Origin of the sequence: Maricaulis sp., assembly GCF_017643475.1 — a bacterium.
In the GTDB taxonomy this organism is placed as follows: domain Bacteria; phylum Pseudomonadota; class Alphaproteobacteria; order Caulobacterales; family Maricaulaceae; genus Maricaulis.
This window is the reverse complement of the sequence record NZ_JAEPNI010000005.1, coordinates 21604-48400: the sequence shown is the minus strand read 5'-3', so window position 1 is coordinate 48400 and position 26797 is coordinate 21604. Positions and strand designations below refer to the sequence as shown.

The 26797-nt window shown below is 62.5% G+C and carries 17 protein-coding genes and 1 pseudogene; 10 read left to right on the top strand and 8 right to left on the bottom strand.

The genetic code is table 11. From position 1 onward, the window contains the following. The first annotated feature begins 154 nt into the window (after positions 1-154). The 4 genes from JJ889_RS15215 (at position 155) to pbpC (ending at position 10426) form a co-directional block, all read left to right on the top strand. Positions 155-2341 (top strand): thiamine pyrophosphate-dependent enzyme, encoded by a 2187-nt coding sequence (locus JJ889_RS15215; protein ID WP_366940136.1) that lies wholly within the window; start codon positions 155-157, stop codon positions 2339-2341. Next, entirely contained in the window at positions 2341-3378 is a 1038-nt protein-coding gene (locus JJ889_RS15210; RefSeq protein ID WP_291896577.1) for an ACP S-malonyltransferase, read from the top strand. The genes JJ889_RS15215 and JJ889_RS15210 overlap by 1 nt, the downstream gene beginning before the upstream one ends. A gap of 121 nt (positions 3379-3499) precedes the next feature. Further along, positions 3500-8368, top strand: a complete 4869-nt coding sequence (locus JJ889_RS15205; RefSeq protein ID WP_291896574.1) for an alpha-2-macroglobulin — start codon at positions 3500-3502, stop codon at positions 8366-8368. Positions 8369-8377: 9 nt separating this feature from the next. Beyond that, the gene (pbpC, locus tag JJ889_RS15200) at positions 8378-10426 is read left to right on the top strand and encodes a penicillin-binding protein 1C (protein WP_291896572.1); all 2049 of its coding nucleotides are present in this window, start codon (positions 8378-8380) and stop codon (positions 10424-10426) included. Positions 10427-10468: 42 nt separating this feature from the next. On the opposite strand, the gene JJ889_RS15195 is transcribed toward pbpC, so the two are convergent. Genes JJ889_RS15195 through JJ889_RS15170 form a run of 6 tightly spaced genes read right to left on the bottom strand, consistent with a single transcriptional unit; the run spans position 10469 to position 16573 of the window. Continuing rightward, the gene (locus JJ889_RS15195) at positions 10469-11548 is read right to left on the bottom strand and encodes a DUF3419 family protein (RefSeq protein ID WP_291896571.1); all 1080 of its coding nucleotides are present in this window, start codon (positions 11546-11548) and stop codon (positions 10469-10471) included. Positions 11549-11555: 7 nt separating this feature from the next. Beyond that, on the bottom strand, positions 11556-12533 hold the full coding sequence (locus tag JJ889_RS15190) for an aromatic ring-hydroxylating dioxygenase subunit alpha (RefSeq protein ID WP_291896569.1): 978 nt from the start codon (positions 12531-12533) through the stop codon (positions 11556-11558). Continuing rightward, a complete protein-coding gene (locus JJ889_RS15185) occupies positions 12530-13813 on the bottom strand; it encodes a F390 synthetase-related protein (protein WP_291896567.1) in 1284 nt (427 codons plus the stop codon). The genes JJ889_RS15190 and JJ889_RS15185 overlap by 4 nt, the downstream gene beginning before the upstream one ends. Continuing rightward, a complete protein-coding gene (locus JJ889_RS15180) occupies positions 13813-14583 on the bottom strand; it encodes an MBL fold metallo-hydrolase (protein WP_291896565.1) in 771 nt (256 codons plus the stop codon). The genes JJ889_RS15185 and JJ889_RS15180 overlap by 1 nt, the downstream gene beginning before the upstream one ends. Then, complete coding sequence (locus JJ889_RS15175; RefSeq protein WP_291896719.1) at positions 14580-15554, bottom strand: NAD(P)-dependent oxidoreductase; 975 nt, start codon at positions 15552-15554, stop codon at positions 14580-14582. The genes JJ889_RS15180 and JJ889_RS15175 overlap by 4 nt, the downstream gene beginning before the upstream one ends. A gap of 2 nt (positions 15555-15556) precedes the next feature. Beyond that, positions 15557-16573: a 3-oxoacyl-ACP synthase III family protein gene (locus tag JJ889_RS15170; protein WP_291896564.1), complete on the bottom strand. Its 1017-nt coding sequence runs from the start codon at positions 16571-16573 to the stop codon at positions 15557-15559. A gap of 311 nt (positions 16574-16884) precedes the next feature. On the opposite strand from JJ889_RS15170, the gene JJ889_RS15165 reads away from it, so the two are divergent. The 4 genes and pseudogenes from JJ889_RS15165 to JJ889_RS15150 all read left to right on the top strand — a co-directional run bounded on the left by JJ889_RS15165 (position 16885) and on the right by JJ889_RS15150 (position 23097). Then, entirely contained in the window at positions 16885-18330 is a 1446-nt protein-coding gene (locus JJ889_RS15165) for an alpha/beta hydrolase (protein ID WP_291896562.1), read from the top strand. A 105-nt stretch (positions 18331-18435) separates the two neighbouring features. Next, positions 18436-18768: pseudogene (locus JJ889_RS15160) on the top strand (tRNA-binding protein). A gap of 284 nt (positions 18769-19052) precedes the next feature. Then, positions 19053-22241 carry a TonB-dependent receptor gene (locus JJ889_RS15155; protein ID WP_291896558.1) on the top strand — a complete coding sequence of 1063 codons (3189 nt, stop codon included), beginning with the start codon at positions 19053-19055 and terminating at the stop codon, positions 22239-22241. A gap of 73 nt (positions 22242-22314) precedes the next feature. Then, the gene (locus JJ889_RS15150) at positions 22315-23097 is read left to right on the top strand and encodes a hypothetical protein (RefSeq protein WP_291896556.1); all 783 of its coding nucleotides are present in this window, start codon (positions 22315-22317) and stop codon (positions 23095-23097) included. Here JJ889_RS15150 and JJ889_RS15145 read toward each other — a convergent pair. Together JJ889_RS15145 and JJ889_RS15140 are read right to left on the bottom strand one after the other, a co-directional pair. Beyond that, positions 23088-24725, bottom strand: coding sequence for a tryptophan halogenase family protein (locus JJ889_RS15145; protein ID WP_291896554.1), 1638 nt, complete (start codon positions 24723-24725; stop codon positions 23088-23090). The genes JJ889_RS15150 and JJ889_RS15145 overlap by 10 nt on opposite strands. An 87-nt stretch (positions 24726-24812) precedes the next feature. After that, the gene (locus tag JJ889_RS15140; protein ID WP_291896552.1) at positions 24813-25037 is read right to left on the bottom strand and encodes a hypothetical protein; all 225 of its coding nucleotides are present in this window, start codon (positions 25035-25037) and stop codon (positions 24813-24815) included. Between the two features lie 46 nt (positions 25038-25083). Between JJ889_RS15140 and JJ889_RS15135 the strand changes: the two genes are divergently transcribed. Together JJ889_RS15135 and JJ889_RS15130 are read left to right on the top strand one after the other, a co-directional pair. Continuing rightward, a complete protein-coding gene (locus JJ889_RS15135) occupies positions 25084-26025 on the top strand; it encodes a HAMP domain-containing sensor histidine kinase (RefSeq protein ID WP_291896550.1) in 942 nt (313 codons plus the stop codon). Between the two features lie 71 nt (positions 26026-26096). Next, on the top strand, positions 26097-26729 hold the full coding sequence (locus tag JJ889_RS15130; protein WP_291896548.1) for a thymidine kinase: 633 nt from the start codon (positions 26097-26099) through the stop codon (positions 26727-26729). Positions 26730-26797: the final 68 nt, after the last annotated feature.

Below are 26797 nucleotides of genomic sequence, written 5' to 3'. Positions count from 1 at the left end.
GCCGGACAGACCCGGCGCGGCAGTTTCATTTCTGTACCTTGCCCGGCATTCCGGCAGCATCGGAGTGCGCATCGAGGCTGGATCTGGCCACGTAAACGGGCGATACGATTTTCCTCCTGAATTCATCCCCACCCAAACACGTGTTGTGAGACCCATGGACAGAGCCGGCATTGTTGAGACGAATTTTCGTCAGCGCGTAGCGGCGGCCGATTGGCCCGAAGGCGAGCCGCCTCGGGGCCCGTTGACGGCCAGTGACGCGATGTCGGTGTTTCGGGCCCAGTGCCTGAGCCGTGCCCTCGATCTGGAAAGCCGCCGCCTGCAGCAGGTCGGCGAGGGTTACTACACCATTGGCTCCTCGGGACATGAAGGCCTGGCCGCCGTCGCGCACGCCCTTCGGCCGACTGATCCGGCCTTCCTTCATTATCGGGATGCAGCGTTCCAGATCGCCCGGAGCGCCCAGGTAGCCGGGCAGACGATTGCCTGGGACATGTTGCTGAGTTTTTCCTGTTCCTCCGAAGACCCGATTTCCGGCGGGCGTCACAAGGTTCTCGGTTCGAAGGCGCTCAGCATTCCGCCGCAGACCTCGACGATCGCCAGCCACCTGCCCAAGGCGATCGGTGCTGCCTATTCGGTGGCTTCCGCCGCGCGACATGACCCGGAACATCGCGAATTCCCTGAAGATGCGATTGTGGCCTGTTCCTTCGGTGATGCCTCGGCCAACCACTCGACGGCGCAGGGAGCCTTCAACACCGCCCAGTGGACCTGTTTCCAGTCCATCCCCCTGCCGCTTCTTTTTGTCTGCGAAGACAATGGCATCGGCATCTCGACCAAGACCCCGACAGGCTGGATCCGCCAGACGTTCGAACACCGGCCGGGACTGAAGTACTTCTTCTGTGATGGTCTCGATATCTTTGACACCTATCGGGTTGCGCTCGAGGCGGCGGAGTATGTGCGTACACGCCGGCGTCCCGCCTTCCTGCATGTTCGCACCGTGCGGCTCTACGGGCATGCCGGAGCGGATGTCGCCACGACCTATCTGTCCAAGGCAGAGGTTGAGGCCGATGAGGCAAATGATCCGCTTCTGCATTCCGCGCGCCTGCTGGCGCAAAGTGGCGCATCGACGCCTTCCCAGACGCTGGATGTCTACGAACAGACGCGGGCGCGTGTTGCCCGTGTCGCCGGTGAGACCGTGACGCGTCCACGCCTGTCTACAGCCGACGACGTCATGGCCAGCATTGTCCCGCCGAAACGGGAGTGCGCGCCGACCAACGGCCCGTCGGCCGAAGCCCGCGCGGAAATGTTCCGCGGCGAACTGAAAGCCCAGAAAGATCCCCAGCCCATGAGCCGGATCATTAACTGGGCGCTCGCCGACCTGATGCTGGAACACCCGGAAATCGTCATGATGGGCGAGGATGTCGGCCGCAAGGGCGGCGTTTATGGCGTCACCCAGAAACTCCAGACCCGCTTCGGTCAGGACCGGGTGATCGATACTTTGCTCGACGAGCAGTCCATTCTCGGTTTCGGTATCGGCATGGCCCACAACGGCTTTGTCCCGATGCCCGAGATCCAGTTCCTCGCCTACCTGCACAATGCCGAGGACCAGTTGCGGGGCGAGGCGGCGACCCTGCCATTCTTCTCGAACGGCCAGTTCACCAATCCCATGGTGGTCCGCATTGCCGGGCTGGGATACCAGAAGGGTTTCGGCGGGCATTTCCACAATGACAATTCCGTCGCCGTCCTGCGCGATATTCCCGGTCTGATCCTGGCGTGCCCGTCGAATGGCGCTGACGCTGCGCGCATGCTCCGCGAATGTGTCCGTCTGGCGCGAGAGGAACAGCGCCTGGTGGTCTTCCTGGAACCGATCGCGCTCTACCCGATGCGTGACCTCCTGGAAGACAAGGATGGCGGCTGGATGACCGAGTATCCGCCCCAGAACGAGCGCATCGCGATGGGTGAAATCGGTCAGTCCGGCTCCGGCAAAAAGCTGGCGATCGTCAGTTATGCCAACGGGTATTACCTGTCCCGCCGGGTTCAGAAACGCCTCGAGGACGAGGGTGTGTCCGCACGGGTCATTGACCTGCGCTGGCTCAATCCTCTGCCGCAAGAGGCTCTGGTCGACGCGGTCAGGGACTGCGAACGTGTCCTCATTGTCGACGAGACCCGGCGCACAGGCGGGATGTCAGAGGCGCTGATGGCGATGCTGGCGGAGGAAGTGGATGTGCCGCTTTCGCGCCTGGCTGCTGAAGACAGTTTCATTGCGACAGGCCCCGCATACGGCGCCACGCTGCCCTCGGAAGAAAGCATCTACGCAGCTGCCAAATCGGCCCTGGGAGGCGAGTGATGAGCAAGACAGCGGTACTGATCTGCCCGGGGCGCGGCACCTACAACAAGTCAGAGCTCGGTGTGCTGGGGCGATCGTTTCCGAACTCGGCGCTCCTGTCGGAATTTGATGCCCGGCGTGCGGGTCTGGGGCAGGAAACGCTGACTGCGCTGGACAGTGCTCAGCGCTATTCGGTTGCCAAGCATACGCGCGGCGACAATGCGTCTGCGCTGATCTATGCGGCGACTTATGGTGACTTCCTGTCCATCGATGCGCGCGAGATCGACATCGTGGCGGTCACTGGCAATTCCATGGGCTGGTATTCGGCCCTGGCATGTGGTGGTGCCCTCTCTGCCCAGGACGGTTTTGACGTCGTCAACACGATGGGGCGCCTGATGCAGGAGAGCCTCATCGGAGGACAGCTTGTCTATCCGCATCTGGCGGAAAACTGGACACCGGACCCCGAACGACGGGCCGCACTGCTGGCGCTGGTTGATGAGATCAATGATCGAGCAGGCCACGTCCTGACCCTGTCGATCGACCTCGGGGGCATGCTTGTGCTGGCGGGTGATGAAGCGGGGCTTTCGGCTTTCGAGGCGGCGGTGCCGGTGCAGGACAATTTTCCGATGCGCCTGTCCAATCACGCGGCTTTCCATTCCCGCCTGCAAGACCCGGTCGCGGCCGAGGGGCGTGCCCTGCTGGCGGCAGAGCGGTTTCGACAGCCAGCAACCCCGCTGATTGACGGGCGGGGTGCAATCTGGTGGCCCGGCGCGTGCGATCTGCAGGCCTTGTGGTCCTATACGCTCGATCACCAGGTCGTTGAGACTTACGACTTCACCCGCGCCATCGAAGTTGCAGCCCGTGAATTTGCGCCGGACTACTTCATCGTTGCCGGACCGGGCACGACGCTCGGTGGCGCCGTGGCGCAGTCCCTAATCCTCGCCGACTGGCGCGGAATGAATGACAAGACCGCGTTCCAGACCTTGCAATCAGCTTCGCCATTTCTCGTTTCTATGGGGCGTGATGATCAGCGCCACCTGGTTGCCCACCCGGGATAGCCCTGTGCCTTCAGGCGCGACGTTTGGGTGATCGCGCGTCTTTTTATTCCCTGAGAGCTGTATTTCGGTTGCAAGCGCCGTATTGTGCTCCCGGGACAGAGGAAAGAGACAGGGATTTTCCATGGCATTCTGGCGTGTTTTTACCGTGATGGGACTGGCGGCAGGTCTGCTGGCTGCGTGTTCTCCGGCCAGTGATGTGGAGACGGCCCCCGGGCCGGAGTTCGAGACCCGGCCTGCAGATGCACCGCGTGCGGCGCCTGAACAGGCCAGCCAGTTTGCCTTCCTGCGATATCGCGTCGATTTCAGCGCTGATGCGCCCGGCATCTGTCTCGGCTTTACCCACCCGCTCGACCCGGCCGCCGATTACCAATCCTATATCGCGCTGGAGAGCGGTGAGAGCCTGGCTGTTTCTGCCGAGGGACAGACTCTCTGTCTGGGCGGGATGAGTTTTGGCGAGAGCATGCAGCTGACCCTGCGGGCCGGGTTCCCGGCCGCGGATGGCCTGGCCCTGCGCCAGGACGAGACCATCGAGATCGATTTTGGCGATCGACCGGCCTATGTCGGCATTGCCGGGGATGGGGTGATCCTGCCGCGGTTGGATGCGGACGGGTTGGCGATCGAGACGGTCAATGTCGAAGCGGTCAGCATTCGCCTGTGGCGGATCACCGATCGCGCCCTGGCCTTCCGGTCCATTTCTTCCGGCTTCAATGCGGCCGAGGGCGAATATAGCTGGCTTGGCGGTGATGAGGATCCGTTCTCTGTGGCCGAGCGGATCTGGGATGGGGAGATGGATACGGCCGGTGCGCTCAACACGCCGGTTACCACGGTTTTCCCGATCGCCGATGCCATCGGAACGCTGCAGCCGGGTGCCTATTTCATCGAGGTCGATGACGCGGCCGAACAGGAAGGCAGTTATCGCAATCCGGCGCGGGCACGTCGCTGGCTGGTGATTACGGACCTGGCGCTGACCGCCTATCGCGGTGAGGGCGGGATCGACTATGTCGTGCGCTCCCTGCAGACCGCGCGGCCGGTGCCGGGCGTCGAGGTCGAGCTGGTCGCCCGCAACAATGAGATCCTGGCAAGCGCGACAACCGACCAGGGCGGTCGCGCCCGGTTTGATGCGCCGTTGACACGTGGCGACGGGGTCATGGCTCCGCGTCTGCTGACCGCTTATGGCCCGGATAATGATTTTGCCGTGCTGGACCTGCAAAGGGCCCCGGTTGACCTGTCCGGTCAGGACGTCGGCGGGCGTCAGCGTCCCGATGGCGCGGACGGCTATCTGTATCTTGACCGCGGCATCTATCGGCCGGGCGAGCATGTTTATGCCAATGCGCTTTTCCGGGATGTCGAGGCGCGGGCGGTGACGGACCGTCCCGGCACGCTGATCCTCTATGGCCCGAACGGTCTGGAGGCCGATCGCCGTCGGTTCGAGACGGCCGAGGCCGCCGGGGCGGTATTCTGGGAGTTCGATCTTCCCGCGCAAGCTGCGCGCGGCCAGTGGCGGATCGACGCCGAGCTGGACGGGCATGGCCGTGTCGCGCAGACGCGTTTCTCGGTCGAGGATTTTGTTCCACAGCGCATCGCGCTGGATCTGGAGGCAGACAGCGAGACGCCGGTGCTGGCCGGCGAGACGCGGGATGTCTCGGCGGATGTGCGCTTTCTCTATGGTGCGCCCGGTGCCGGGCTGACAGTGGAGAGCCGGATCCGGGTAGAGACCGACCCCAATCCCTTCCCGGACTATTCGGGCTTTCGTTTCGGGCGCCATGATCAGGCTTTCCGCGAAATCAGCCGGGACCTGCCGGATACGGTGGCTGACGGCGCAGGGCGGGCAAATATCGTGGTCACGCCTGCCAATTCCGGTCTTGATGCCTCAGTGCCCTTGCGCATTCGCGCGGTGATCAGTGCCATCGAACCCGGAGGCCGCGCGGTAGCGGATGATGTTCGTCTGCCCTATCGCCCGCAACCGGTCTATTTGGGTGTTGAACCCCAGTTCGAGGGACGGGCGCGGCGCCAGCAGGCAATCGGTTTCAACCTTGTCGCCCTGGATGCGCAGGGCCAGCTTGAGGCCGGCAGCGCAAGCTGGCAATTGCTGCGTATCGACTGGGAATATGACTGGTACCGCACCTCTGGTGGCCGCTGGCAATGGCGCCGGTCGCGCAATGTTGTCCTGGTTGAGGAAGGTGTGGCCGGTCTGGCGAATGACGCCCCGACCGAGTTGCAATTGCCGCCAATGGATTGGGGCGATTACCAGCTTGTGCTGACGCATGACACGACGGGCGTGACCTCATCGACGGGTTTCTGGGTTGGCTGGGGTGCGCGGGCATCCTCGGGCAACCAGGCGCCGGACCGGGTGCGCCTGGCCGGACCGGATGAAGCGCTGGCTGTTGGCGGCGAAGCCGTGATCAATATCCTGCCGCCCTATGCCGGTGAAGCCGAGATTGTCATCGCGACGGACCGGGTCCTGGAAACCCGGGCGATTACCGTGCCGGAAGATGGCGCCGAGATTTCGCTGCGTGTCGATGAGGACTGGGGGGCTGGCGCCTACGTCATGGTGTCCGTCCTGACCCCACGCGATCCGGTCGCCGAGCCGAGACCTCGCCGTGCTGTCGGGGTGATGCACCTGCCGGTCGATGTCTCCGATCGCACATTCGAGATTGCACTGAATGCTCCGGATCTGGTCCGGCCGCGCCAGACGCTAGCGCTCGAGGTCGAGGCTGACGGGCCGGTGCGCGATGGCGCCTGGATCACCGTGGCGGCGGTTGATGAAGGCATTCTGGCGCTGACCCGTTTCCAGTCCCCTGATCCGGCGGAATGGTATTTCGGCAAAACCACGCTGGATGTGGATCTTCTGGATGATTATGGCCGTCTGCTCGACCCCAACCAGGGGGCTGCTGCTGCCATTCGCTCCGGGGGTGACCAGATCGGTGGAGCCGGGCTGAGCGTGGTGCCGACGCGCACGGTGGCGCTTTATTCCGGACCGGTTCCGCTGGATCGCAACGGACGCGCGACGGTCGAGCTGGACATTCCCGACTTCAATGGCGAGTTGCGACTGATGGCTGTGGCCTGGTCTGGCAATGGCGTCGGGTCTGCAGCCCAGCCGCTCACGGTACGGGATCAGGTGCCGGCGGAACTCATCCTGCCGCGCTTCCTGGCGCCGGGCGATTCGTCGATGACGACGCTGACGCTGGACAATGTCGAAGGTGCTGCCGGTCAGTACGCGGCCCGTATCGGCGCCGAGCTGCCGGTGAATGCCGATATCGAGACGCGTTACGAGCTGGCCTCCGGCGAGCGCGTCGATCCGCGCCATCCGATCGCTGCGAGCGATACCGGTATTGGCGAGCTTTCGCTCAGCGTCACAGGCCCGGACGGGTTTGCCGTCGAGCGATCCTATCCGCTTGAGGTTCGTTCGGCCTGGTTGCCCTATTCCAGCATTGACCGTGGCCGGTTGAGTCCGGGAGACAGCTGGACGGTGAGCGCGGATGCGCTCGGCAGCTTCATGCCAGGTACGGGCGTGCTCAGTGTGAGCTTCTCTCCGACACCGCTGGACGAGGCAGCGCTGCTGCGCTCGCTCAGCCGCTATCCCTATGGCTGCTCGGAACAGATCACCAGCCGGGCCATGCCGCTGCTCTATGCCGACCAGCTGGCGCAGCTGTCTGGCGCGGACGGGGTGAACGAGGCGCGGGCACGCGTGCAGGAATCCATCGGCACCCTGTTGTCAAGGCAGGCTGCGGACGGGACGTTCGGGCTATGGCGTGTCGGTGACCGCGGTTCAACGCCCTGGCTGGGTGTTTATGCAGTCGACTTCCTCGCGCGTGCTGCGGAGGCGGGATACACGGTTCCGGATGCTGCGCTGGAGCGGGCCTATCAATCGCTTGTCCATATCGGCAATCAGGAGCTCTGGCGGGTCAATGGCTATGACCGCACGATCAGCATGTGGCGTGGCCAGACGGATACGGACCAGCGCCTGACCGACCGCAGTGCGGCCTATGCGCTTTATGTGCTGGCGCGAGACGGCCGGGCGGACCGGTCGCGTCTTCGCTACATGCATGATGAACGCCTGCAACAGATCGCCAGCCCGCTGGCACGGGCCCAGCTGGCCGTGGCGCTGTACCTGATCGGTGACCGGGCGCGCTCGCAGAGCGCGTTCGATGCCGCAGAATCTGCACTGGGATATGCCAATACGGGTGACTGGTACCAGTCCTCCCGCCGGGACCTGGCCGGTGTGCTGGCGTTGGCCGCTGAGGCTGGCGAAACAGAGCGGGTCGAACGTCTGGCGGAACGTGTGGCTGCCGAGCTTCCCGAGCCCAGCCGTCTGACGACCCAGGAGAAGGCCTTCCTGCTGCTCGCCGCGCGGGCAATGGGCGGTGAGGCCATCACCATCAATATTTCGGCGGGCGAGCTGGCGGCCAATCCGGGGCAGTCGGAATTCGAGTTGATGGCGGGTGACCTGCAAGCCCAGTTCGGCTTCGACAATGCTGGTTCCGGACCGGTCTGGGTGACCCAGATCGCGCATGGTGATCCGGTCAGCGCGCCACCCGTCGCGATGCAAGGCGTCGTTGTCCAGAAACGTCTCAGCACGATGGATGGCCAGCCGGTTGCGCTCGACGCCATCACCCAGGGTGACCGCATGATCATCGACATCATCGTGGCTCCCAGCGAAATGCGGACCATCCCGGCGATCGTGGTTGATCTCCTGCCGGCCGGATTCGAGATCGAGGCGGTTGTTGATCCTGGCGATGCGGGCGCAAACGGTGCCTATTCCTGGCTTCGCCAGCTGAATTCACCGCGGATTGCCGAGGCGCGGGATGACCGGTTTGTGGCCGCCATCGATCTGCGGGAGCGCCGCCCGATCCGCCTGGCCTATATCGTTCGAGCCGTTACCCCGGGTACGTACACCTTCCCGGGCGCGGTGATGGAGGACATGTATCGTCCCGATGTGTTCGGCCGGTCCGAATCCCGATCGGTCAGTATTGCACCGCGCGAGGGCTAGGACGGGACCATGCCCGCACTGAGGCGCCGATATCGCTTGCTGCTGGGAGTGCTCGGCCTTGTGCTGGGCCTGTTTGTGCTCGACCGGATCTTCCCGCCGCCGCTGTCACAGGTCGCGGAGGTGTCGCATGTGGTGCGGGACCGCAATGGCATCGTCCTGCGCGCCTTTCCGGTCGAGGAGGGGCGCTGGCGTCTGCCCGCAGACCTCGACACGCTTGATCCGGATTTTGTCGAAGCGCTGCTGGCCTATGAGGATGAGCGTTTCTTCAGCCATGCCGGGGTCGACCTGCTGGCCGTCCTGCGTGCGTCCCGCGACAGCCTGGCGGCAGGGCGGGTTGTCTCCGGGGCCTCGACGCTGAGCATGCAGCTGGCGCGCCTGCTTGAGCCGCGGGAACGCACTCTGGGCGCCAAATTCCTGCAGATGATCCGCGCCGTTCAGATCGAGATGCGCCTGTCCAAGGACGAGATCCTGGAGGCCTATCTGACCCTGGCCCCCTATGGCGGTAATCTTGAAGGTGTGCGTGCGGCCAGCTGGGCGTATTTCGGGCGGGAGCCGGACGTGCTGACGATCGAGCAGATCGCCATGCTGATCGCCCTGCCACAATCACCGGAAGCCCGACGCCCGGACCGTCGACCGGAGCAGGCCGTTATTGCCCGGGGGCGGGTCCTGGACCGGCTGGCCGCGGTCGGACTGGCTTCAAGAGAAGCCGCGCGAGATGCCGCGCTCGATCCCGCGCCACAGCGCCGGGCCTTTCCGGCCCTGGCCTGGCATGCCAGCGAGAGCCTGGTCCGCGAGCGGGGTGGAGTGCAGGGCGGTGTTGATCTTGTCTCCACACTTGATTTCGCCCTCCAGTCCGCCCTGGAAACAGCGATCATCGACGAATTGCCGACGGGTGATGACACCAGCCAGCTGGCGGTGCTTGTGGTCGAGAACGAGACCCGCGCGGTTCGTGCGGCGCTGGGGTCTGCGTCCCGATCGCGTCCAGGTGGCTGGATTGATCTGACAGATCGCGCGCGCTCGCCGGGATCGACGCTGAAGCCCTTTATCTACGGCATGGCCTTTGATGACGGGTTGGCGGCTGCGCACACACGGATCGCTGACCTGCCCACACGTTTTGCCGGTTATCGACCGGACAATTTTGACCGGACTTTCCGCGGTGATGTGACGATTGCCGAAGCGCTCCAGCATTCCCTGAACGTGCCCGCTGTCGCGACGCTGGACGGTGTTGGCGCGCGGCGTTTCAGTGCGGTTTTAGGGTTTGCCGGTGCTGCGCCCGAACGGCGGCGGACAGCTGGGCAGGATGACGGACTGGCGGTGGCGCTTGGCGGGGCTGGGCTGAGTGTGCGGGAACTGGCGGTGCTCTATTCCGCTCTGGCCGATGAGGGCGTTGCCCAGCCCTTGCGCTGGAGCGAGGCGGCGCCTGTGTCCGAGGGCGGGTTTTCCGTGTTGAGCGCAGAGTCCGCGGGCGAGATTGTCGACATCCTGCGCCGGGCTCCGCATCCCGGCGGGCGCATGCCGGCCAGCCTGACACGTTCGGCGCCGGACATCGCCTTCAAGACCGGCACGTCCTACGGTTTCCGTGACGCCTGGGCTGCCGGGATATCGGGACGATACACGATCATTGTCTGGAGTGGGCGGGCGGACGGGGCAGCACGCAACGGGCTGACCGGTCGCGAGGCCGCCTTGCCCGTCCTGTTCCGCATGTTCGACCTGGTTGAACAGTTCGACCCGTCACCGGCATTTGTCCGCACGCGCGAGCCAGAGGCCCTCGAGACACCGCCCACACTGGAACGCTTCACCGCCGATGTCGCGCCACACATCCTCTTTCCACCGGATGGAGCCGAGGTCTGGGCCGACCGCGCAGGACGCGGCTTTGTGCTGGCCGCCCAGTCCAGCCAGTCGGTGAGCTGGTATGCAGACGGCGAAGAAGTCGCTCGCAACGCCGCCGGGGATGCTGTCTGGGTGCCGGGCGGTCCCGGCTTCTACGAGATCGAGGCGGTGGACGACCAGGGCCGCACAACACGCGCCCGCGTACGGATCCGGGGTGGCAGCGGATAGGGTGTGTTTGCTCCTGTGAGCTGACCTGTAACGGTCTCGCGGCTAGCTGATTTCCAGCCTCCCGGCGCGGATGTCATAGATGATTGCGCCGTCGCTGTTGGAGAACTGGTCTGACAGGGTTTTGTCCAGTGATATCCGGGGTTCCAACGAGGCCGGCAGGGCGAGCGGATTCATGAAGACGCGTTCGCAGAAGCGCGCGCCGGGTCGGGCGGTTTTCAGCACGCCGTCCCAGCACGCCGCATAGGCTTGGGGCGTACAGTAGGACCCGAAATCGGACAGCGAAAAGGCCGTAAAGCTTCCGTGCTGATCAGGCTCCAGCGCGGCAAGGTCGGTATCGGCGATCTCAATCCGATCCAGGCGGTCGCGCACACGCGCGAGATTGGCGCGCTGCAGGTGCAGGGGCAGAGCGCTGCTGGATGTGTGCTGGCCCAGAAAGATCAGGGTCGCGAAATCGGACTGGCCGAAGAGGAATTGTTTGCTGGCATTGTGGAAGGCTGCGGTCAGGCGACGGGTGGTTTCTGTGCGGTCGGGAAGGAATTGTCCGCCTGGTTCGCCGATGACATGGGTCCAGAAGAAACGGCTGGACAGCAGGTGAATACTGGATTTCCAGAAGGCATCCTCGAAATGCTCCAGCCAGATCTGATGTTGCTCCTCGACCGTCCGGGCCGCAAAAAGCTGATCGAGCCGTCGGCCCCTGACCAGGCGTAGTATGCGCGCCAGGAAGCGCAGCACCCGTTCCCAGCGCCCGGTATTCCAGACGCCCTTGCGGACAAGACCCGTTCTCGTGCTCCAGAACCGGCGCGCGTCCTCTGACAATACGGTTTCGACCCGGGCATGCAGGGCCAGCCGGTCTGGCGTCTGCTGAAGCCCCAGATAGGCATATAATTCGTCATCGGCCAGGGTCTTGAACGCCGCGATTTTGAGCCTCAGCAGGTGGTTCTGGGCCGGGTTGATGTCGATGGCGAGGATGTCGCCGGGATCTCCCAACAGGAGATCAAGCGGCCGGGTGCCACTGGCCGTGAGGCAGAGCACGCGGTCCTCCGGTGACAGGTCGAGCGCGGCCAGCTCGGTGCGGCCATCTTCATTCGACGAGGTGAAGTTCAGGCTCGTGGCAAATGACATCGCGGTCTCACACGTAGATCGGCGGGATGTGGTCGGGCCGCGCTGGCGCCTCACCGCGCAGGATGGCGTCGATGCCCGCACGCAGGAAGTCCTGTGGAGCGATGAGACCGGGGCGACGCCCAAAGCGTTCAGCATTGTCGGTCACCAGCCCCAGAATGTCCTCGTCCTCGGAGACCACCCGGCGCAGCATGGCCCGGACTATGGAGACTTTCAGCTGGGACAACAGCGATGTGCCGCGAATGGAGAGTCTGGAAAAGATCCGGGTTTCGTTTTCGCTGGCAGGGGACAGGTAAAAGCGCGAGGCGAATTCGATCCGGCCGTTGCGCCGGTATTCGACCTCGGCAATGCCGGGCGCGCGAAACCGGTCGGTGATCTCGTAACACTCCGTTCCGAACAGGCGGGAGACAAGGCCGCTGGGCGTGGCGCTTTCCGGATAGACCACCTCGATCCAGTCCGCCCCGCAGCGTACGCCGGGCTGGACGAGTTGCCGCCGGTTGGCCTGGCGCAGATAGCCGGCGTGCACGACAGAGGTATGGGTCGTATCCAGGATATTCTCCGCCATGTCGGCCAGCGAGGCGCGAATGGTGACGTCATCCGCGCGGGTGGCGGACGCGATGTCCTGTTGCGGAGGGGGCGGTGTGAAACCGTGTCCCGAGCCTTCCATCCGGACGAAGACCAGCCCGTCATGTTCCGCGGTCGCAAAGGCCTGGGCACGGATGCGGGGGGGTGTTTCCGCCAGGGCCGGCATCGCCACGCACTGTCCTTCAGTATCAAAGCGCCATCCATGATAGGGGCAGGCGATCGCGCCCTTGTTCACACACCCTTCCGACAGCGGCGCGCCCCGGTGCGGGCAGATGTCGGCGAGGGCGCCGTAACCGTCCTCGCCTCGCCAGATGACAAGCGGCGTTCCCAGCAGCTGAGCCTTTGCGGGACCGGTGCGCAGGTCGCGTGTCGCAGCGACAGGATACCAGGCGGCGCGGTTCATGCCGGTCCCTGCCATTCGCGAACAACCCGACGAAGCTTGCGGGTCTGCGGGCTGACCAGCGGGGCGGTCTGTGCGGTGATGTCGGCGTTTGCCCCCAGCCGGGCGAATAATGTGTTCAGCGCCTGTGCCGCATCACCTGTCAAATCCGAACAGGCCTCGGGTAGCGCGAGGGCGATCTCGGCCTCGCCGGTCTGGGTGACCCGGAAATCCTCGATGCGCGGACTGGTGCGAATGATCGCATTGCGGATTATATCCGGGGTGACCGGGATGCGGGCTGCTGTGCCCGGCAGGTCGAAAATGTCATCACGCCGCCCGACGATCTCGTCGACCGCCTGCAGGGCTGATCCGCAGGGGCAGGGTGTGTCGGACAGGCGCAGGAGGTCATTCATCTGATAGCGCACCATCATCTGGGAGGTGCGCGAGTAGTCCGTGATCACCGGGGCAAGCAGGCCGGGCAGGTCCGGCTGGCTGTCCCATTCGAACGCCATCACATCCTCGGTGAGGTGTAGGCGGCCATGGGAACAGGCGACTGCGAACAGGCCCTCGGTCGCCATGTAGATTTCGCGCACGGTGCGCTGGAAACGGGTTTCGATCTTCTTGCGATCCGTGGGGTCGAGAACCTCTGCGCCGGAAAAGATCACTTCGGGGTTCAGCGCGATATCCATGTCGGCCAGCAAGGTGAGCACGTGAGGTGTGGCGACCAGCACCGTCGGGTCGAAGCTGGACAGCGCCTCCGCGTGAGCGGCAACCCCCTCATTGAGATCAAAGAAGACCAGCTGGAGCCGCCCGCTTTCATTGGCAGTTTCATAGAGCTGGCTGTTGGTGGGCAGAAGGATGGCGACACGCTGTCGGGTGCGAAGGATATCGATACCGGTCTTGGCCAGCATCACGCCCAGCCAGCGTGCCCGCTCCATCGGATTGACCAGGTAGAGGCCGCGATTGCCGCTCGTGCCTGTGCTGGCGCCGACATGGCAGCCGTGCAGCGTGTCGCCGCGCTCCATGGCCGCCCAGGCATCCTCGGCACTGATCCCGTAGCGGTTATAACGATGAAACCCGGCCATCAGCCTGGCCTTGTCCATGCGCGGGAAGTCGTCCAGCAGCTTTCCCGCCAGATCGCGGAAGGCCTCGGCCCGTGGCGCGACCTCTTTGAGGAAGCGACGGAGTTGTCGGACCCGATGCTGCTCGATCGCTTCGCGGGTTGCAAGGCGTGATGCACGCCAGCGGGTTTGCAGCCAGGTGCGGGCGGTCTCCAGCAGGATTTTAGCCGACGTCCGTGCCATTACACGGTCTCCGGATCGTGGCAGTAAATGACCCGGCCGCCCTGGCGTGCGAAGTCGGCGATGCGCGCAGACGTGGCAAGCGCCGCCTTTGGATCATGCAGGATCCAGCGGGCTGGCGGCGGTGGCAGAGTGCCCTCGACCGCCGCCTGGTGGAGCCATTGCGCATCGGCGGCATAGAGAATGGGCGTGTCCGGCACCGGCCAGCAAAAGCCCATATGGCCGAGCATGTGCCCGGGCAGTGGCACGGCCAGCACGCTTTGATCACCGAAGATGTCGTAGGCGAGGCCAAGACCCAGCGGGGCCGAGACGATCGGCAGGTCCTCGAACCGGATTATCCGGTCTGCGAGATCATCCGGGAGCAGTTCGGCAAAGACCCCGTGGGTCGCGCGATGCAGCCAGCTGGCCTGGGTGAAATGGTCAACGCTGCCGCCATGGGCATAGATTTTCGCGTCTGGATAATCGCGCAGTCCGGACACATGGTCGGCATGCAGGTGGCTGAGCAGAATGGTGTCGACCTTTGGCCAGGCTGCAGGCAGGGCATCGGCGGACAGTTCGGGCTTGAGCAACGCATTGTAAAAACGCAGGGCGAAGGAACGCCGGCCCTCGGTCACACGCGAGGTGTAGCCCGTATCGATCAGGCAAGTACCCGCCTCGGGATGTTCGAAACGCCCGTAACGCACGGTCAGCTCGAGGCTTGTCCAGCGACCGCCGTGAAGCACCAGCCGCTCCGGTGCGCGCACCGTGGCGCTGTCTGGGAAGCTGGGCATCATTGGGCGGTGTCCTCGCAAAAAGTGCGATCCAGGCCCTCTTGAATGCTGATTTTGGGTGTCCATCCCATCACCTCCCGCGCCGCAGAAATGTCGAGCGTCTGGCTGTAGGCGAACAGGCCGACTCCATAGGCGGTGATCCGCGGTTCCGGGTAGCCGGGGCGAAGGCGCGCAATCGTCTCAAGGCCGCGTGCATAGGCCAGGGCGACCCAGCTGGGGACGGGGCGCCAGCGCACCTGGACACCGGCGCGGCGGGCTGCGTCTTCGGTGACGGATTTCAGTGTCAGAGCTTCACCACCCGAGATGTTGAACAGGCGCTGCGTCGGGGCAGGCGCGAGATTGAGCGCTGCACGAACTGCTGAGACAACATCGTCGACATGGGTCAGATCGGTAACCGTCTTGCCCTTGTTCATCAGGGGCAGTGGACGTTCCCGGGCTGCCGCCAGGAGGCGCGGGAGCAGGGCGGTGTCGCCGCGTCCGTAAAGCCCGCGCGGGCGCAGGATGACCGGGTCGAGCGCCTCCTGCGCCAGCACCTCTTGTTCGGCCCGGGCCTTGGTGGCGGCATAGGCATTGACCGGTGATGGCAGGGGCTGTGTTTCGCGGACGTTGAACTGGTCGCGAAAACGAAAATAGACGCTGGGGGTGGAGATGTGGACGAAGCGTTTTGCGCTCGCCTGCCGGGCCAGCTTCAGCGCGGATCGAGTGCCAAGGACATTGGCAAGGTGAAAGTCCGCATAACGGCCCCAGGGGCTGGACAGCGCGGCGCAGTGCACAACCGCGTCCACCGCCGGCAGGTCAGGCGGGGTCGGGTCGGCAAGGTCGAAGGCGAGTGTTCGGGCGCCCTTCTGCTGAAACCGCTCGAGGACATGGGCCTGGCGACCGCTGGCGATGACCGTATGGCCGCTCTCCAGCAGGTCCTCGACCACCCGGCCGCCCAGAAACCCGGTCGCGCCGGTGACCCAGATCGTCTGCATCGTCACGTCGTCACTGCCATGGCGCCCAGCGAGATACCCGCGGATGTGCCGGCCATCAGGATTTTCATGCCCGACTGGATACGTCCTGCCAGACGCGCCTGGTGCAGGGCGATGGGCAGGGAGGCCGCAACCTGGTTGCCCATGGTCCTGGCGACATCAAAGATCTGTTCGGGTCTAATGCCACAGCGTTTGACCATCAGGGAGATGGCGTGCGGGCTGGCCTGGTGGGGCACCACAAGATCGACCTCGCCCAGCGACCAGCCGGTCTTGTCCAGCACCTGTTCGAGGAAACGCGGGAAGGTTTTCGATGAGAGCCTGAACACGCCCTTGCCGTCCATGGAGAAGACGGCATTGTCCTCAAAGGCCGCTGCCTCTGTGACCGGGTTGTAGCGCGTACCTCCGGAGCCGACCTGGCAGTATTCGTAACCGTCGGCATGGGTTTCCATCAGCAACGGGCCGAGGCGCATATCGCCTGTTGAACCGGCCTGGACCACAAGGGCCGCGGCCCCGTCGCCGAACAGTCCGGCTGTGGCGGGGTCCTGTTTCCACGGTATGGCCTGTGAGGGCATTTCCGACACCACAACAAGCACGGTCCTGGCGCGCCCGGTGGCGATCGCCATCGCGGCATGGTCAAGGCCGAGCAGCGTGCCCAGGCACGTCGCGTTGACGTCATAGGCCGGGAAAGCATGGGCTGACAGTCCGAGTTCCCGTTTGATCAGCGGCGCGGTCGCGGGCACGGGCTGTCGGCCGACAGCGCCGCAAAAGATCAGCAGGTCCAGCTCACCCGGTTCAATTCCGGCATCCGTAAGGGCCGCATGCGCCGCAGCCACGCCCATGCTTTCCTGGCTGTCGGCTTCGGTCGCATAATGGCGGGTCTGAACGCCGCATTTTTCCTCGAGCCAGCCGCGCGGCATGCCGAGACGCTGATCCAGCTCGTCCGATCTGACCGGCGCGCCAGGCAGGAATATTCCGGTGCCTGTAATCGCCGCGGATCCATGGCCCGCTGTCCTGTGCTGCATGTCATTGCCTTCTGCCGGGATGCGGGAATCCTAAAACCTGGGTTTTTGCTTGGCTATGAAATTTCGATTCACATGCAGTCGGCGTGTGGGATCAGCCTGATTGGTGGACATCGTTGATGGTTGTGTCCCGGTTCGACCATCCGTCCTAGTATTTGCCCTCACAGATAGTCAGTGACAGCTTTCGTCGTGTTTTCTTAGCGAGTGGCACCCTGCGGCGCTCGAAATCTTGAGTTACAAGGGCGATCAGCTAGACTGTCGGTACGTTTCCCGTCTGTACCACAGCCGTTTTCGACAAGTCGCAAGGAGAGAATATGAGCCGTCTGTTCGTCTGGTCCTTGTGTCTCGTGATCTTGTTGGCGGCGTGCCAACCTGCCAGTGAACCGCAGCGATCATTGCCCCGGTTCGAGCCGGTGGCGGCGGGTGAGGATTTTCCGGTTCAAGTGCCATCGTCCTTCGCCTCGACCCGCGGCTGGCTGGTGGTCGCGGAGGATCGCACAGATCCGCAGTCCCCGGAGATCAGACTGCCTGTTGCCGTCGTACACAATCGCTCTGGACGGGGAGGCGAACCGGTCCTTTATCTCGCCGGTGGACCTGGCGCATCAGGACTTCCGGCGGCGGCCTATCCGGGCGCCTACCCCTGGCTTGAAGACCGGGATTTCATCGTTTTCGGTCAGCGCGGAACTGCCAGTGCACAGCCGGCCTTGATGTGCCCAGAGTATCGGGATGCGGTGAGTTCCGGCAGCGATCTCGCCGATGCCGTGCGCCAGTGCCGCGACCGCCTCACCGCAGCGGGAATAGGCGTGGAGCACTACCACAGCCCGGCCAGCGTTGCCGATCTCGAGGATCTGCGCCAGGTGCTGGAGATCGAGACCTGGAATTTCTATGCGGTGTCGTACGGGACCCGGCTGGCGCTGTCATATGCGCGAGATCACAGCGCGAGCCTGCGGGCCATGGTGCTTGATTCACCCCTGCCGCCCAATGCCATTTATGACGATGAAAGCGCGGGCAATTTCGAGGCGGCGCTGCGCGCAATCGCAACAGATTGTGCCGCGCAACCGGCGTGCGCGGCGGCCTATCCGGACCTGGAAGCGCGCTTTTTCAATCGGATCGAAGCGTCCACACGTGCCCCGTTCCGCATGGAAGGTCTTGCCGAACCTGCGACGGGGGCCGACCTGGCCGCGCTGATTGTCCTGTCTTCGGGACGCGATGTCATCGCAGCTCCGGGCAGGATGGATGCCGTTGCAAATCTCGACCCAGGCATAGCCGGTGTGATGTCCAGACCGAGAGCGGCCAGCAATCTTGCCTGGGGCATGCGCCTGTCGGTCTGGTGCCGTGAGGCCTTGCCCTTCAGTGACCGGAGCCGGCGTTCGCAAGCCGGGCCGGCACTGGGCGGATATGAAAGCGCCGCGATCCGGCCAGAGCTTTGCGCCGCCTGGGATGTGCCGCCGCTGGGCGCCGAGTTCATTGCGCCGGTGGTTTCCGAAGTGCCGACCCTGATCGTCGCGGGAGAGTTCGATCCCCTGACGCCTCCAGCCTGGGGGCTGCGCGCCGCCGAGACCCTCGCGAACAGCCGCGTGGTCAGCGTGAGGGGGGAAGCGCATGGTCCAACCCAGCAATGGGGTGGGGATGGATGTGCCATGTTGATGGTCGGACGCTTTATGGAAACCCCTGAGGCAATGCTGTCGGTCGCGGAATCCGAGCTGTGTGTCTTCGCACGCCCGGCGCCTCAATACGCTGTGCCAGGCGCAGCCGAGTGATTGGGGGCCACAGCGGTCACGCTCGCCAGACGGGTGGCTGACGGTGCGCCCGGGGTCGACATAAAAAGGGCCTGGTGAAGCGGATCACATTGAACGAGGTTTGTGATGCATCTCACGCATGATCCCGATGCGCCGGCAGCGGAGGAAATCGGGTTTGATAACTTTCTGAAAGTCGACATTCGACTCGGGAGCATCGTCGAGGCCGAGCCCTTCCCGGAGGCCCGCAATCCGTCCTTCAAACTGCGCATCGATTTTGGTCCGGGTGTTGGTGTGCGACGCAGCGCTGCGCAGATCACAACTCTCTATACCACGTCGGAGCTGGCGGGGAGCCGGGTGATGGCGGTGGTCAATTTCCCGCCGCGCTAGATTGGACCGGTCAGATCGGAAGTGCTGGTGCTGGGTTTTCCGGATGCCGATGGCGCCATTGTCCTGGCGTGACCCGATCAGGATGCGCCGAATGGCGCCCGCCTGGCTTAGTCGAGTTGCTCCGAGACTATGTCCCCGGCTTCTGCCGAGAAATGGCTGATTTGTAATCTTTGAACGCAAAACACCGGGGTCGATATACGAGCCCGGCCATAACATTACATCTCTGTAATAAATTGATACATTTTTGTCGCAACTGTGACCGGAGAGCTGCCATTAAGGCGATGTCAGTTGACCCTAGGATTCACATGGCTTTCGGTGGCCGAGTTCGTGACTATTCATTCTAAAGGTTTTAGGCGATGAAATCATTTTCTCTTTCCAAAGCCCTGCTTTCGAGCTCGGCGCTGATCGCAATCGGCATCAGCCCGGCACTCGCGCAGGACGGCGGTGTCGATCAGACACCGGCGGCGGCTGAGGATCAGCAACCGGCTGAACGCATTGTCGTTACCGGTACGCGTATCCGTCAGTCGACCATCACTAGCCCGGTTTCCATGGACGTTCTCTCGGTGGACGACGCCCGTTCCGCTGGTGTAGCTGACGTTTCCGGCCTGCTGCAGAGCTCCTCTGCTGCTGCTGGTTCCAACCAGATCACCAATGCTGTTTCCGTCGCATACGTCTCTGATGGCGGTGTTGGCGCGGAAACCGTTGGTCTGCGTGGCCTTGGCGCTGGCCGTACGCTCGACCTCATCAACGGTCGCCGTGCAGGTCCGTCCGGTACGCGTGGTTCTATCAACGCATTCGACCTCGGTTCCATTCCGCTGGTTGGTATCGAGCGTGTTGACGTCCTCAAGGACGGCGCGTCCTCGATCTACGGTTCTGATGCCATCGCGGGCGTTGTGAACTACATCACCGATCGTAGCGACGGCAGCGAGATCGATTTTTACACAGAGGCACCGTTCGAGTCCGGTGGTGAAGTCTTCCGCGCAAGCGTGACGCACGGTGACAGCTTCGAGCGCGGTCGTTTCCGCGTCACGGCTGACTACTATATGCGCAATGAGCTCGCACGTCGCGACCGCGACTATCTCGATTGCCGCGAGAGCTACACCTTTACGGATGCCACAATGGGCACCCGTGCAGACGTTATCGATCCGCGTTTCGGCACCAATCAGTGTTCCGGTACGATCTGGGGTCACGTCTGGGCTTACAACTACAGCGGCCTCGCCAATCCGGACAACGTCGCCTGGAACCCGCGTAACCGTATCTTCCAGTACGACTACACCAACACCATGGCGGGTCTGGTCCCGGGCATTCCGGCATCACTGGACGGCACCGGTATCTCGGCTCCGGCCAACTGGTACCAGGTTGAGTACACCCCGGATCACATCGCTGGCCTGCCGGCGTTTGCGGGTATCGACGTCAGCAACCGCAACCCGGACCGCGTCACCGACCTGTATCCGGAAATGCAGCGCAATGACTCTGTCGCCGGTGAACTCGAGCGTGTCACTGTCATGGGTGACGTCGAGTACGACCTGACGGACAACATCACTGCTTACGGTGAGTTCCTGTTCAACCGTCGTTCCACCTACGTGAACAGCCACGACCAGTACTGGTCCTACCGTTATGGTGCGACCGACTATGCTGGTAACCCGAACCTGTCCGGTGACGGCGGTGAGAACTGGCTGATGCCGGGCCTCAACATCGAATTCAGCCCGACGCCAGTCGTCGAGTGGGGTGATGAAGAGGTAACTGTCGAGTACATGCGTCTTCTCGGTGGCCTGCGTGGCGACCTCGGTGATGTCGGCATGTTCTCCAACGTGTCCTGGGATATGTATGTCCAGCACTCAGACAGTGCCGGTGAGTACACCGAACAGTTCGTTCGTAACGACTCGATCCGTTCGACCAACTACCAGATGGCGTCCTGTGTGGGCCAGAACTCCGGTGGTGCGTCTGCTACGACGAACACCGGTGAAACCGTCACGGTTGCTGGCGTCTCCTGTGTCGACGTTCGCTGGTTCGATCCGGGCTTCCTTGCTGGTAACCTGACCGATGGTGAGCGTGACTTCCTGCTCGGCACCGATACGGGCACCACGGACTTCACCCAGACGACCTTCGATGGTTACATCACGGGTGATGTTTGGGAACTGCCGCAAGGTCCGATGAGTGCTGCTCTCGGCATCTTCTATCAGCGCGACGAGATCATGGACCGTCCGTCTGACACGACCCTGACCGGTAACGAGTTCTTCGGCTCCAGCGCTGGTATCACCACCGGTGAGCAGGAAACCCAGTCCATCTATGGTGAGGTTTCCATCCCGCTCTTTGGCGACATGCCGCTGGTTCAGAGCCTGAACGTCATCGCATCCGGTCGTTACAACGAGATCACGTCGTCTCACCGTGACGGTCGTTCCCTGACGGTTGATGGTTCCAACTACCGCTTCACGCTGGATTGGGCTGTTAACGATGCACTGCGTTTCCGTGGTTCCATCGGTACGTCCTTCCGTGCCCCGGCGCTGTACGAGCAGTTCCTGGCAGCTGAATCGCGTTCGCGTCGTCAGTCTGACCTCGACCCGTGTATCGGTTGGGGCGTCGCACTGGGCAATGGTGACATTTCCCAGACGGTCGCAGACAACTGTGCAGCTGACGGTATTCCGGACACCTATTCGGGTGCGCCGATCTCTGCTCAGGAATTCCGCGGTGGTGGCTTCGGCTTCCTGAAGCCGGAAGAATCCGACAACATGACCGTCGGTTTCATCCTGACGCCGGACTTCGAGTTCGCGAACGTCAGCTTCGCGATGGACTACTTCGAAATCGAGATCAACGATCAGATTTCGACCCTGTCTGGCCCGCAGATCGTCAACGGTTGTTACTCGTCCCAGAACTTCGCTTCCGAGCCGCTCTGTGACCTGTTCTCTCGCGGCAACATCATCGGTGGTGAGTACCGGATCCAGACCGTATCCGCGACCTTCATCAATATCGACACCCAGACCAACCGCGGTATCGATATCACGATGAATGCCAACCGTGACACGCCGTGGGGCTTCCTGGACATGAACCTTCAGCTGTCCAAACAGCTTGAAGACAACATCCAGCTGCTCGGCGCGTCCGCAACGCGTCACCTGAACGGCGCTGTTGGTGAGCCCGAGTGGGTTGCACTGATGAACATGACGCTGTCGCCGACCGAAGACCTGTCCCTGCGCTGGGGCATGAACTATGTCGGTGAAGCCAGCACGCTCCAGTCTGTTTTCGCCAGCGTTCCGCTGTCGGAGCAGCCTGCTGGTGGCGGTGCGTACACGATCACCCAGCTGGGTGAGACGGTAAACACCAAGACCGAAGCTGAAGCCATGTTCTACCACCACGTTTCTGGCGAGCTGCTGCTTGACGGTGGCTGGACGATCCGTGCGGGTATCAACAACGTCTTTGACGAGCATCCGCCGGCACTGACGAACATCAATGACAGCCCAGATCTGGTCTTTGCAGGCAATTCTCCGATTGTCTCGCAGTACGACCTGCTCGGCCGTCGCGCATTCCTCAACATCTCCAAGACGTTCTAATCTCAGAGAAGTTGTAGTATCTGGAGAAGGCGGGCCCTGGTGGCCCGCCTTTTTCACAACATGGACATGAAACATGCCAATCGTACTCGCCGACCCGGACAATCTTGATGAGAAGAATGCCGACTTCGCCCAGGTGCCGCTGAAAAAGCATTTCTTCCTGAACAGCGTCCCGAAGAGCGGCAGTCATCTGATGAAGAACATCGTGCGGATGTTCGTTCCGGTCGAGCAGCAGTACAGCGCAGATTTCATCCAGTACCCCAACCTGAACCAGCATGCCAAAGCCTTGCAGGGCGATCCCACGCTCTCATGGGGGCATTTGCTGTTCGGTGAAGGCCCGGCAATCCTGTTGAAGGATGTCAATCACCTGCTCTTGGTGCGCGATCCCTATAGTTGGGTTCTGGCGCGTGCGCGCTTTTTCCTGTCGGACAATTTCCAGGCCAATATCGACCACCTCAAGGGAGGCCGTGTCGAGATCCATGACTATCTGAACATGATGATCTTCGGAGCCCACAACCGCTTTCCGACGATGCAGGAAATCTACCACAATAACGTCGTGGCGTGGTTGGGAACGAGCGCCCGTATCGTGAAGTACGAAGACGTCGTTCACCATCTCAAGAATATCGACAAGCCGGAGGCCGAGGCATTTTTTGGCGAGTTGCTGGCCTTCGGTGGCATTGATATGCCGTCCGACTGGAAGGAACGCATCGCGGTCGGGTCAGATCGCAAGCAAAGCGGCACCGCGCGTGAAAATCTCAAGCTGCAAGGCCAGGAAGTTCCTTCGGAACTCCCGGAAACGCAAAAGATACTGGTTGATCACACCAATCCCGGCCTGCGCGAGCTTCTCGGCTACAGGTGAGGGTGATCCACCCAGCCGGCCGGCCGCGGTCCTGTCGGCCAGGCCTTCATGCCCAGATTATGATGCAGCCACGCGTGGTGCGGCGCCAGCCGGGACGGCGCTGCGCGCAGCACGTTTGCTACGATTTCAAGCATCTGCGAGCGCGGTCTGTTCGTGCCGAGATTCTCGAATTCCGGTCCACGGAAGTCCATGCCGAACAGGATGGCTTCGTAACTTGAATGGTCCCACAAACTTCCGGTGTCGACGGGCGGGCGCGGATCGATTTCCGGGTCGTCCGTCACGGTTTGACCGTAGGTGAAGCCCGAGAATGCCTGGTCCTGAAAATCGGACATTGAAGGCGGTTTCATCCGCCAGTGTTCCAGCTTTGCTTTCAGGCGGTCAGTGATGTGCTCCGGACGCTGCACCGCTCTCCAGAACTCGGTGTCGGTGCGGCGGGTCAGGCAATAGTGCATGTTGATGAAGTCGAGCACTTCATAATATCTGTTCGAAACCACACGATTGAAGCGGAAGGCCAGCGGTTCCAGATCCTCATCGCGATAGGGGAAATGTTCGGCCAGCAACACGGCTGCCAGCTCCGCGAGGTAAATGCCGGTTGATTCAAGTGGTTCGATGAAGCCGCTCGCGAGACCCGCGGCGATGCAATTTCCCGCCCAGGCTTTCTGGCGTTTGCCCACCTTGAACTTGACGATTCGCGTGTCGGCCTTGTTCTCGTCGACGCCCTGATAGGCGAGGAGCTCGCGGGCTGCATCATCGGCGCTGATGAAGTCGGTCGCGTGTACATAGCCGATTGCGCGACGGGTCTGTGTGGGCGTGTCCCAGATCCAGCCCGCCGACATGGCGGTTGCCGTGGTATAGGGGCGAACGACGCCGGGGAAATGGTCCTCATAACCAAACTGGGCAACGACAGCCTGATTGCAGAAGAGCCATTGGGAAAAGTCCTCGAAGGGCACGCCCATGGTCTTTTCGATGAGCAGGGCCTTGAAGCCTGTACAGTCGACAAACAGATCGCCTTCGAGCTGGTTGTCTGTGTCGAGGTCGAGTGTCTTGATCAGCCCATCCTCGCCGGTATTCACCTTGACCACATTGGCTCGGACATGGGTAACGCCGGCCGCTGTCGCGATCTTGGTCAGATAGTCGGCGAAAAGCTGGGCATCGAAATGGTATGCGTATTTGATTGGAGCCACGAAGGGGCGGCCATCACCGGTTTTCGGGCCGCGGCATGCTTCGGCGATCAGGGTCTGGGCGCTGACCGTTTCCATGAACGGGATGTCGCGCCGCGAGACCATCCAATTGGCACCACTATTGTCGATAGGCCCGAGCGTCGCGCGGTTGAAGGGGTGGTGATATCCGGATCCGTTATTCTCCAGCCAGTTCACGTATTTGATCGACTGTTTGAAGCTGGCATCCGTTTCGCGCATGAATTCCTTTTCGTCGATACCGATCACTTCCAGCACGTGATGGATTGAAGGAACGGTGGCCTCGCCGACCGAGATGCGTGGCACATCTGGAGATTCGACAAGCGTTATGTCGATTTTCTTGTCGCGACCGCGCGCATTGATCGCGCCATTCAGATAGGCCGCCATGATCCAACCGGCGGAGCCGCCACCAACAATCACTACACGTCTCATAAGCGCTTGTTCCCAATCAGAAATGGTTCAGTGGCATGTTACCTGCGCCCGAGGAGGCTGTCATGGGCGTGGTGTGCAGAAAACCCCTTACCGGTTGCCGTGTTCGTCTGGCTCGATTTCACCGGTCTCCAGGATGGGTGAAGCGTCGAGGTCTTCGGCATCCATCATTTCGGCGATCCGCTGGAGAGATGCGATGAGCATCCCGCGCTCCCAGTCCTGCAGTTTGCGAAACTCACGGAGGAAACCAGCCTGTAACAATTCCGGAGCCGCTGCGGCAGCATTCAGTCCCTCGTCGGTGAGACAGGCCAGCACGACGCGCTTGTCAGAGGCGGAGCGATCCCGGCGTACCAGTTCCTGGATGTCCCTGCACGTTATGGCGATGGGGGTGGCGCTGGCGGCATATGCAAACTGGATCGCGTTGATCTCGGTGACCTATGCGCTGACCTATGCCTTTCTGGCGATCTACTGGCATGACACTTCGGAGCATCCGGTTTTTTCCCAGGCTGTGCTGGTGTGGACCAGCTGCGCCTTTGCCTGGATCATGTCTGTGACCTTTTCCATGCGGGCCCGGCGGCGTTTCTATCTGACCGAGCTTTACGAGAAAGCCCGTATCGCGGCCGAGAAGGCGCAGGAATTCTCGACCTTCCTCCTGGCTGCAACAGGTCATGATATCCGTCAGCCTGTCTACGCGCTCGACCTCAATGCCAGCTTGCTCGAGGATTTGCTGGAAGCCGAGAACTGGGAGAAGGCCAAGGAAGTGGCCGGCCGTCAGCGCGAGGTGGTTCGGAATGTCTCCTCGCTGCTCTCTTCGGTTCTTGAACTTTCCTATCTTGACACGGACCGGCGACCGGTCGATCGGGAGCGGGTGGCGATCGGCGACCTTGTCCGCGAGGTCGTGACCCCGCTGGAGGAAGTCGGGCGCAGCAAGGGGATCGAGGTCCGCTGGATTGGCAGCAGCCAGACCATCGAGATCGATCGCGGCATCGTCGAACATATCCTGACCAATCTTGTCTCCAACGCGATCACTCATTCCGGTGGCAAGCGTGTGCTGATCGGGGCCATACGAAACGCCGGCGGCATTGATTTGCTGGTTGTGGATGACGGCAATGGTATTGGCCGTGAAGTCATGATGCTGGACAGCATGTTGATGGTGGAGGAGAGCCGGAAAACCGGCCATCGCCGCGCGGGTCTTGGCCTGGAGATCATCTTCAGACTGGCAGAAAAAGGACGGATGCGTATGCAGATCCATTCCCGTCCCGGCCACGGCACGCTGGCGCGGCTTGGGCAGGGATTGACCTGATGTACACGTGATCACATTTGTCCACGGTCACGAGGGGTCGACCCGGTCGGGAATCGGATTAGCACCGGGATATGGGCAAACTCTATTTTACATACAGCGCAATGAATGCTGGCAAGTCCGCCATTCTTCTCCAGGCCGCTCACAACTATGGTGAGCAGGGCATGAAGGTCATGTTGTGGACCTCGCAGCATGGCGCCGCTGACGACAGCGATGCCGGTGAAATCGAGTCGCGTATCGGCCTCAACGCGCCCGCGCATCTCTATCGTGACGGTACGGACATGTATTCGCAGATCCTTGCGTTCCGGGAGGCGGACGGGCTGGATGCGGTTTTTGTCGACGAGGCGCAATTCCTCTCCCGCGACCAGGTCTGGCAATTGGCCCGGGTTGGAGACGAGTTGGGCCTTCCGGTCCTGTGTTACGGACTGCGTACGGATTTCCAGGGCAAGCTGTTTGAGGGGGCCGCCGAGCTTTTGGCCATCGCTGATGATCTGCGAGAAGCACGCACGATCTGTCACTGTGGTCGCAAGGCGACAATGAATCTGCGTTTCGACGCGTCGGGTGATGCGGTCACTGAAGGTGTCCAGGTCGGCGTGGCCAAGGCGAATTATCTCTCGCTCTGTCGCAAGCACTGGCTAGAGCGTATGCAGGCAGCAGCCAGCGAAGAGGCGCGTGTTGAAGGCGCGCTCGATACTGTTGACGCCTGATCTGCTGGACCCGTTGGCCGGGCCGGATGCGAGCCGAGATGTGAATCCGTGCTTTCACCGCGTGCGCT

What these genes read in the sequence shown, in the direction of transcription:
- JJ889_RS15215 (WP_366940136.1), top strand. Translation starts at nt 155, where the DNA reads ATGGACAGAGCCGGCATTGTTGAGACGAATTTTCGTCAGCGCGTAGCG.
- JJ889_RS15210 (WP_291896577.1), top strand. Translation starts at nt 2,341, where the DNA reads ATGAGCAAGACAGCGGTACTGATCTGCCCGGGGCGCGGCACCTACAAC.
- JJ889_RS15205 (WP_291896574.1), top strand. Translation starts at nt 3,500, where the DNA reads ATGGCATTCTGGCGTGTTTTTACCGTGATGGGACTGGCGGCAGGTCTG.
- pbpC (WP_291896572.1), top strand. Translation starts at nt 8,378, where the DNA reads ATGCCCGCACTGAGGCGCCGATATCGCTTGCTGCTGGGAGTGCTCGGC.
- JJ889_RS15195 (WP_291896571.1), bottom strand. Translation starts at nt 11,548, where the DNA reads ATGTCATTTGCCACGAGCCTGAACTTCACCTCGTCGAATGAAGATGGC.
- JJ889_RS15190 (WP_291896569.1), bottom strand. Translation starts at nt 12,533, where the DNA reads ATGAACCGCGCCGCCTGGTATCCTGTCGCTGCGACACGCGACCTGCGC.
- JJ889_RS15185 (WP_291896567.1), bottom strand. Translation starts at nt 13,813, where the DNA reads ATGGCACGGACGTCGGCTAAAATCCTGCTGGAGACCGCCCGCACCTGG.
- JJ889_RS15180 (WP_291896565.1), bottom strand. Translation starts at nt 14,583, where the DNA reads ATGATGCCCAGCTTCCCAGACAGCGCCACGGTGCGCGCACCGGAGCGG.
- JJ889_RS15175 (WP_291896719.1), bottom strand. Translation starts at nt 15,554, where the DNA reads ATGCAGACGATCTGGGTCACCGGCGCGACCGGGTTTCTGGGCGGCCGG.
- JJ889_RS15170 (WP_291896564.1), bottom strand. Translation starts at nt 16,573, where the DNA reads ATGCAGCACAGGACAGCGGGCCATGGATCCGCGGCGATTACAGGCACC.
- JJ889_RS15165 (WP_291896562.1), top strand. Translation starts at nt 16,885, where the DNA reads ATGAGCCGTCTGTTCGTCTGGTCCTTGTGTCTCGTGATCTTGTTGGCG.
- JJ889_RS15155 (WP_291896558.1), top strand. Translation starts at nt 19,053, where the DNA reads ATGAAATCATTTTCTCTTTCCAAAGCCCTGCTTTCGAGCTCGGCGCTG.
- JJ889_RS15150 (WP_291896556.1), top strand. Translation starts at nt 22,315, where the DNA reads ATGCCAATCGTACTCGCCGACCCGGACAATCTTGATGAGAAGAATGCC.
- JJ889_RS15145 (WP_291896554.1), bottom strand. Translation starts at nt 24,725, where the DNA reads ATGAGACGTGTAGTGATTGTTGGTGGCGGCTCCGCCGGTTGGATCATG.
- JJ889_RS15135 (WP_291896550.1), top strand. Translation starts at nt 25,084, where the DNA reads ATGTCCCTGCACGTTATGGCGATGGGGGTGGCGCTGGCGGCATATGCA.
- JJ889_RS15130 (WP_291896548.1), top strand. Translation starts at nt 26,097, where the DNA reads ATGGGCAAACTCTATTTTACATACAGCGCAATGAATGCTGGCAAGTCC.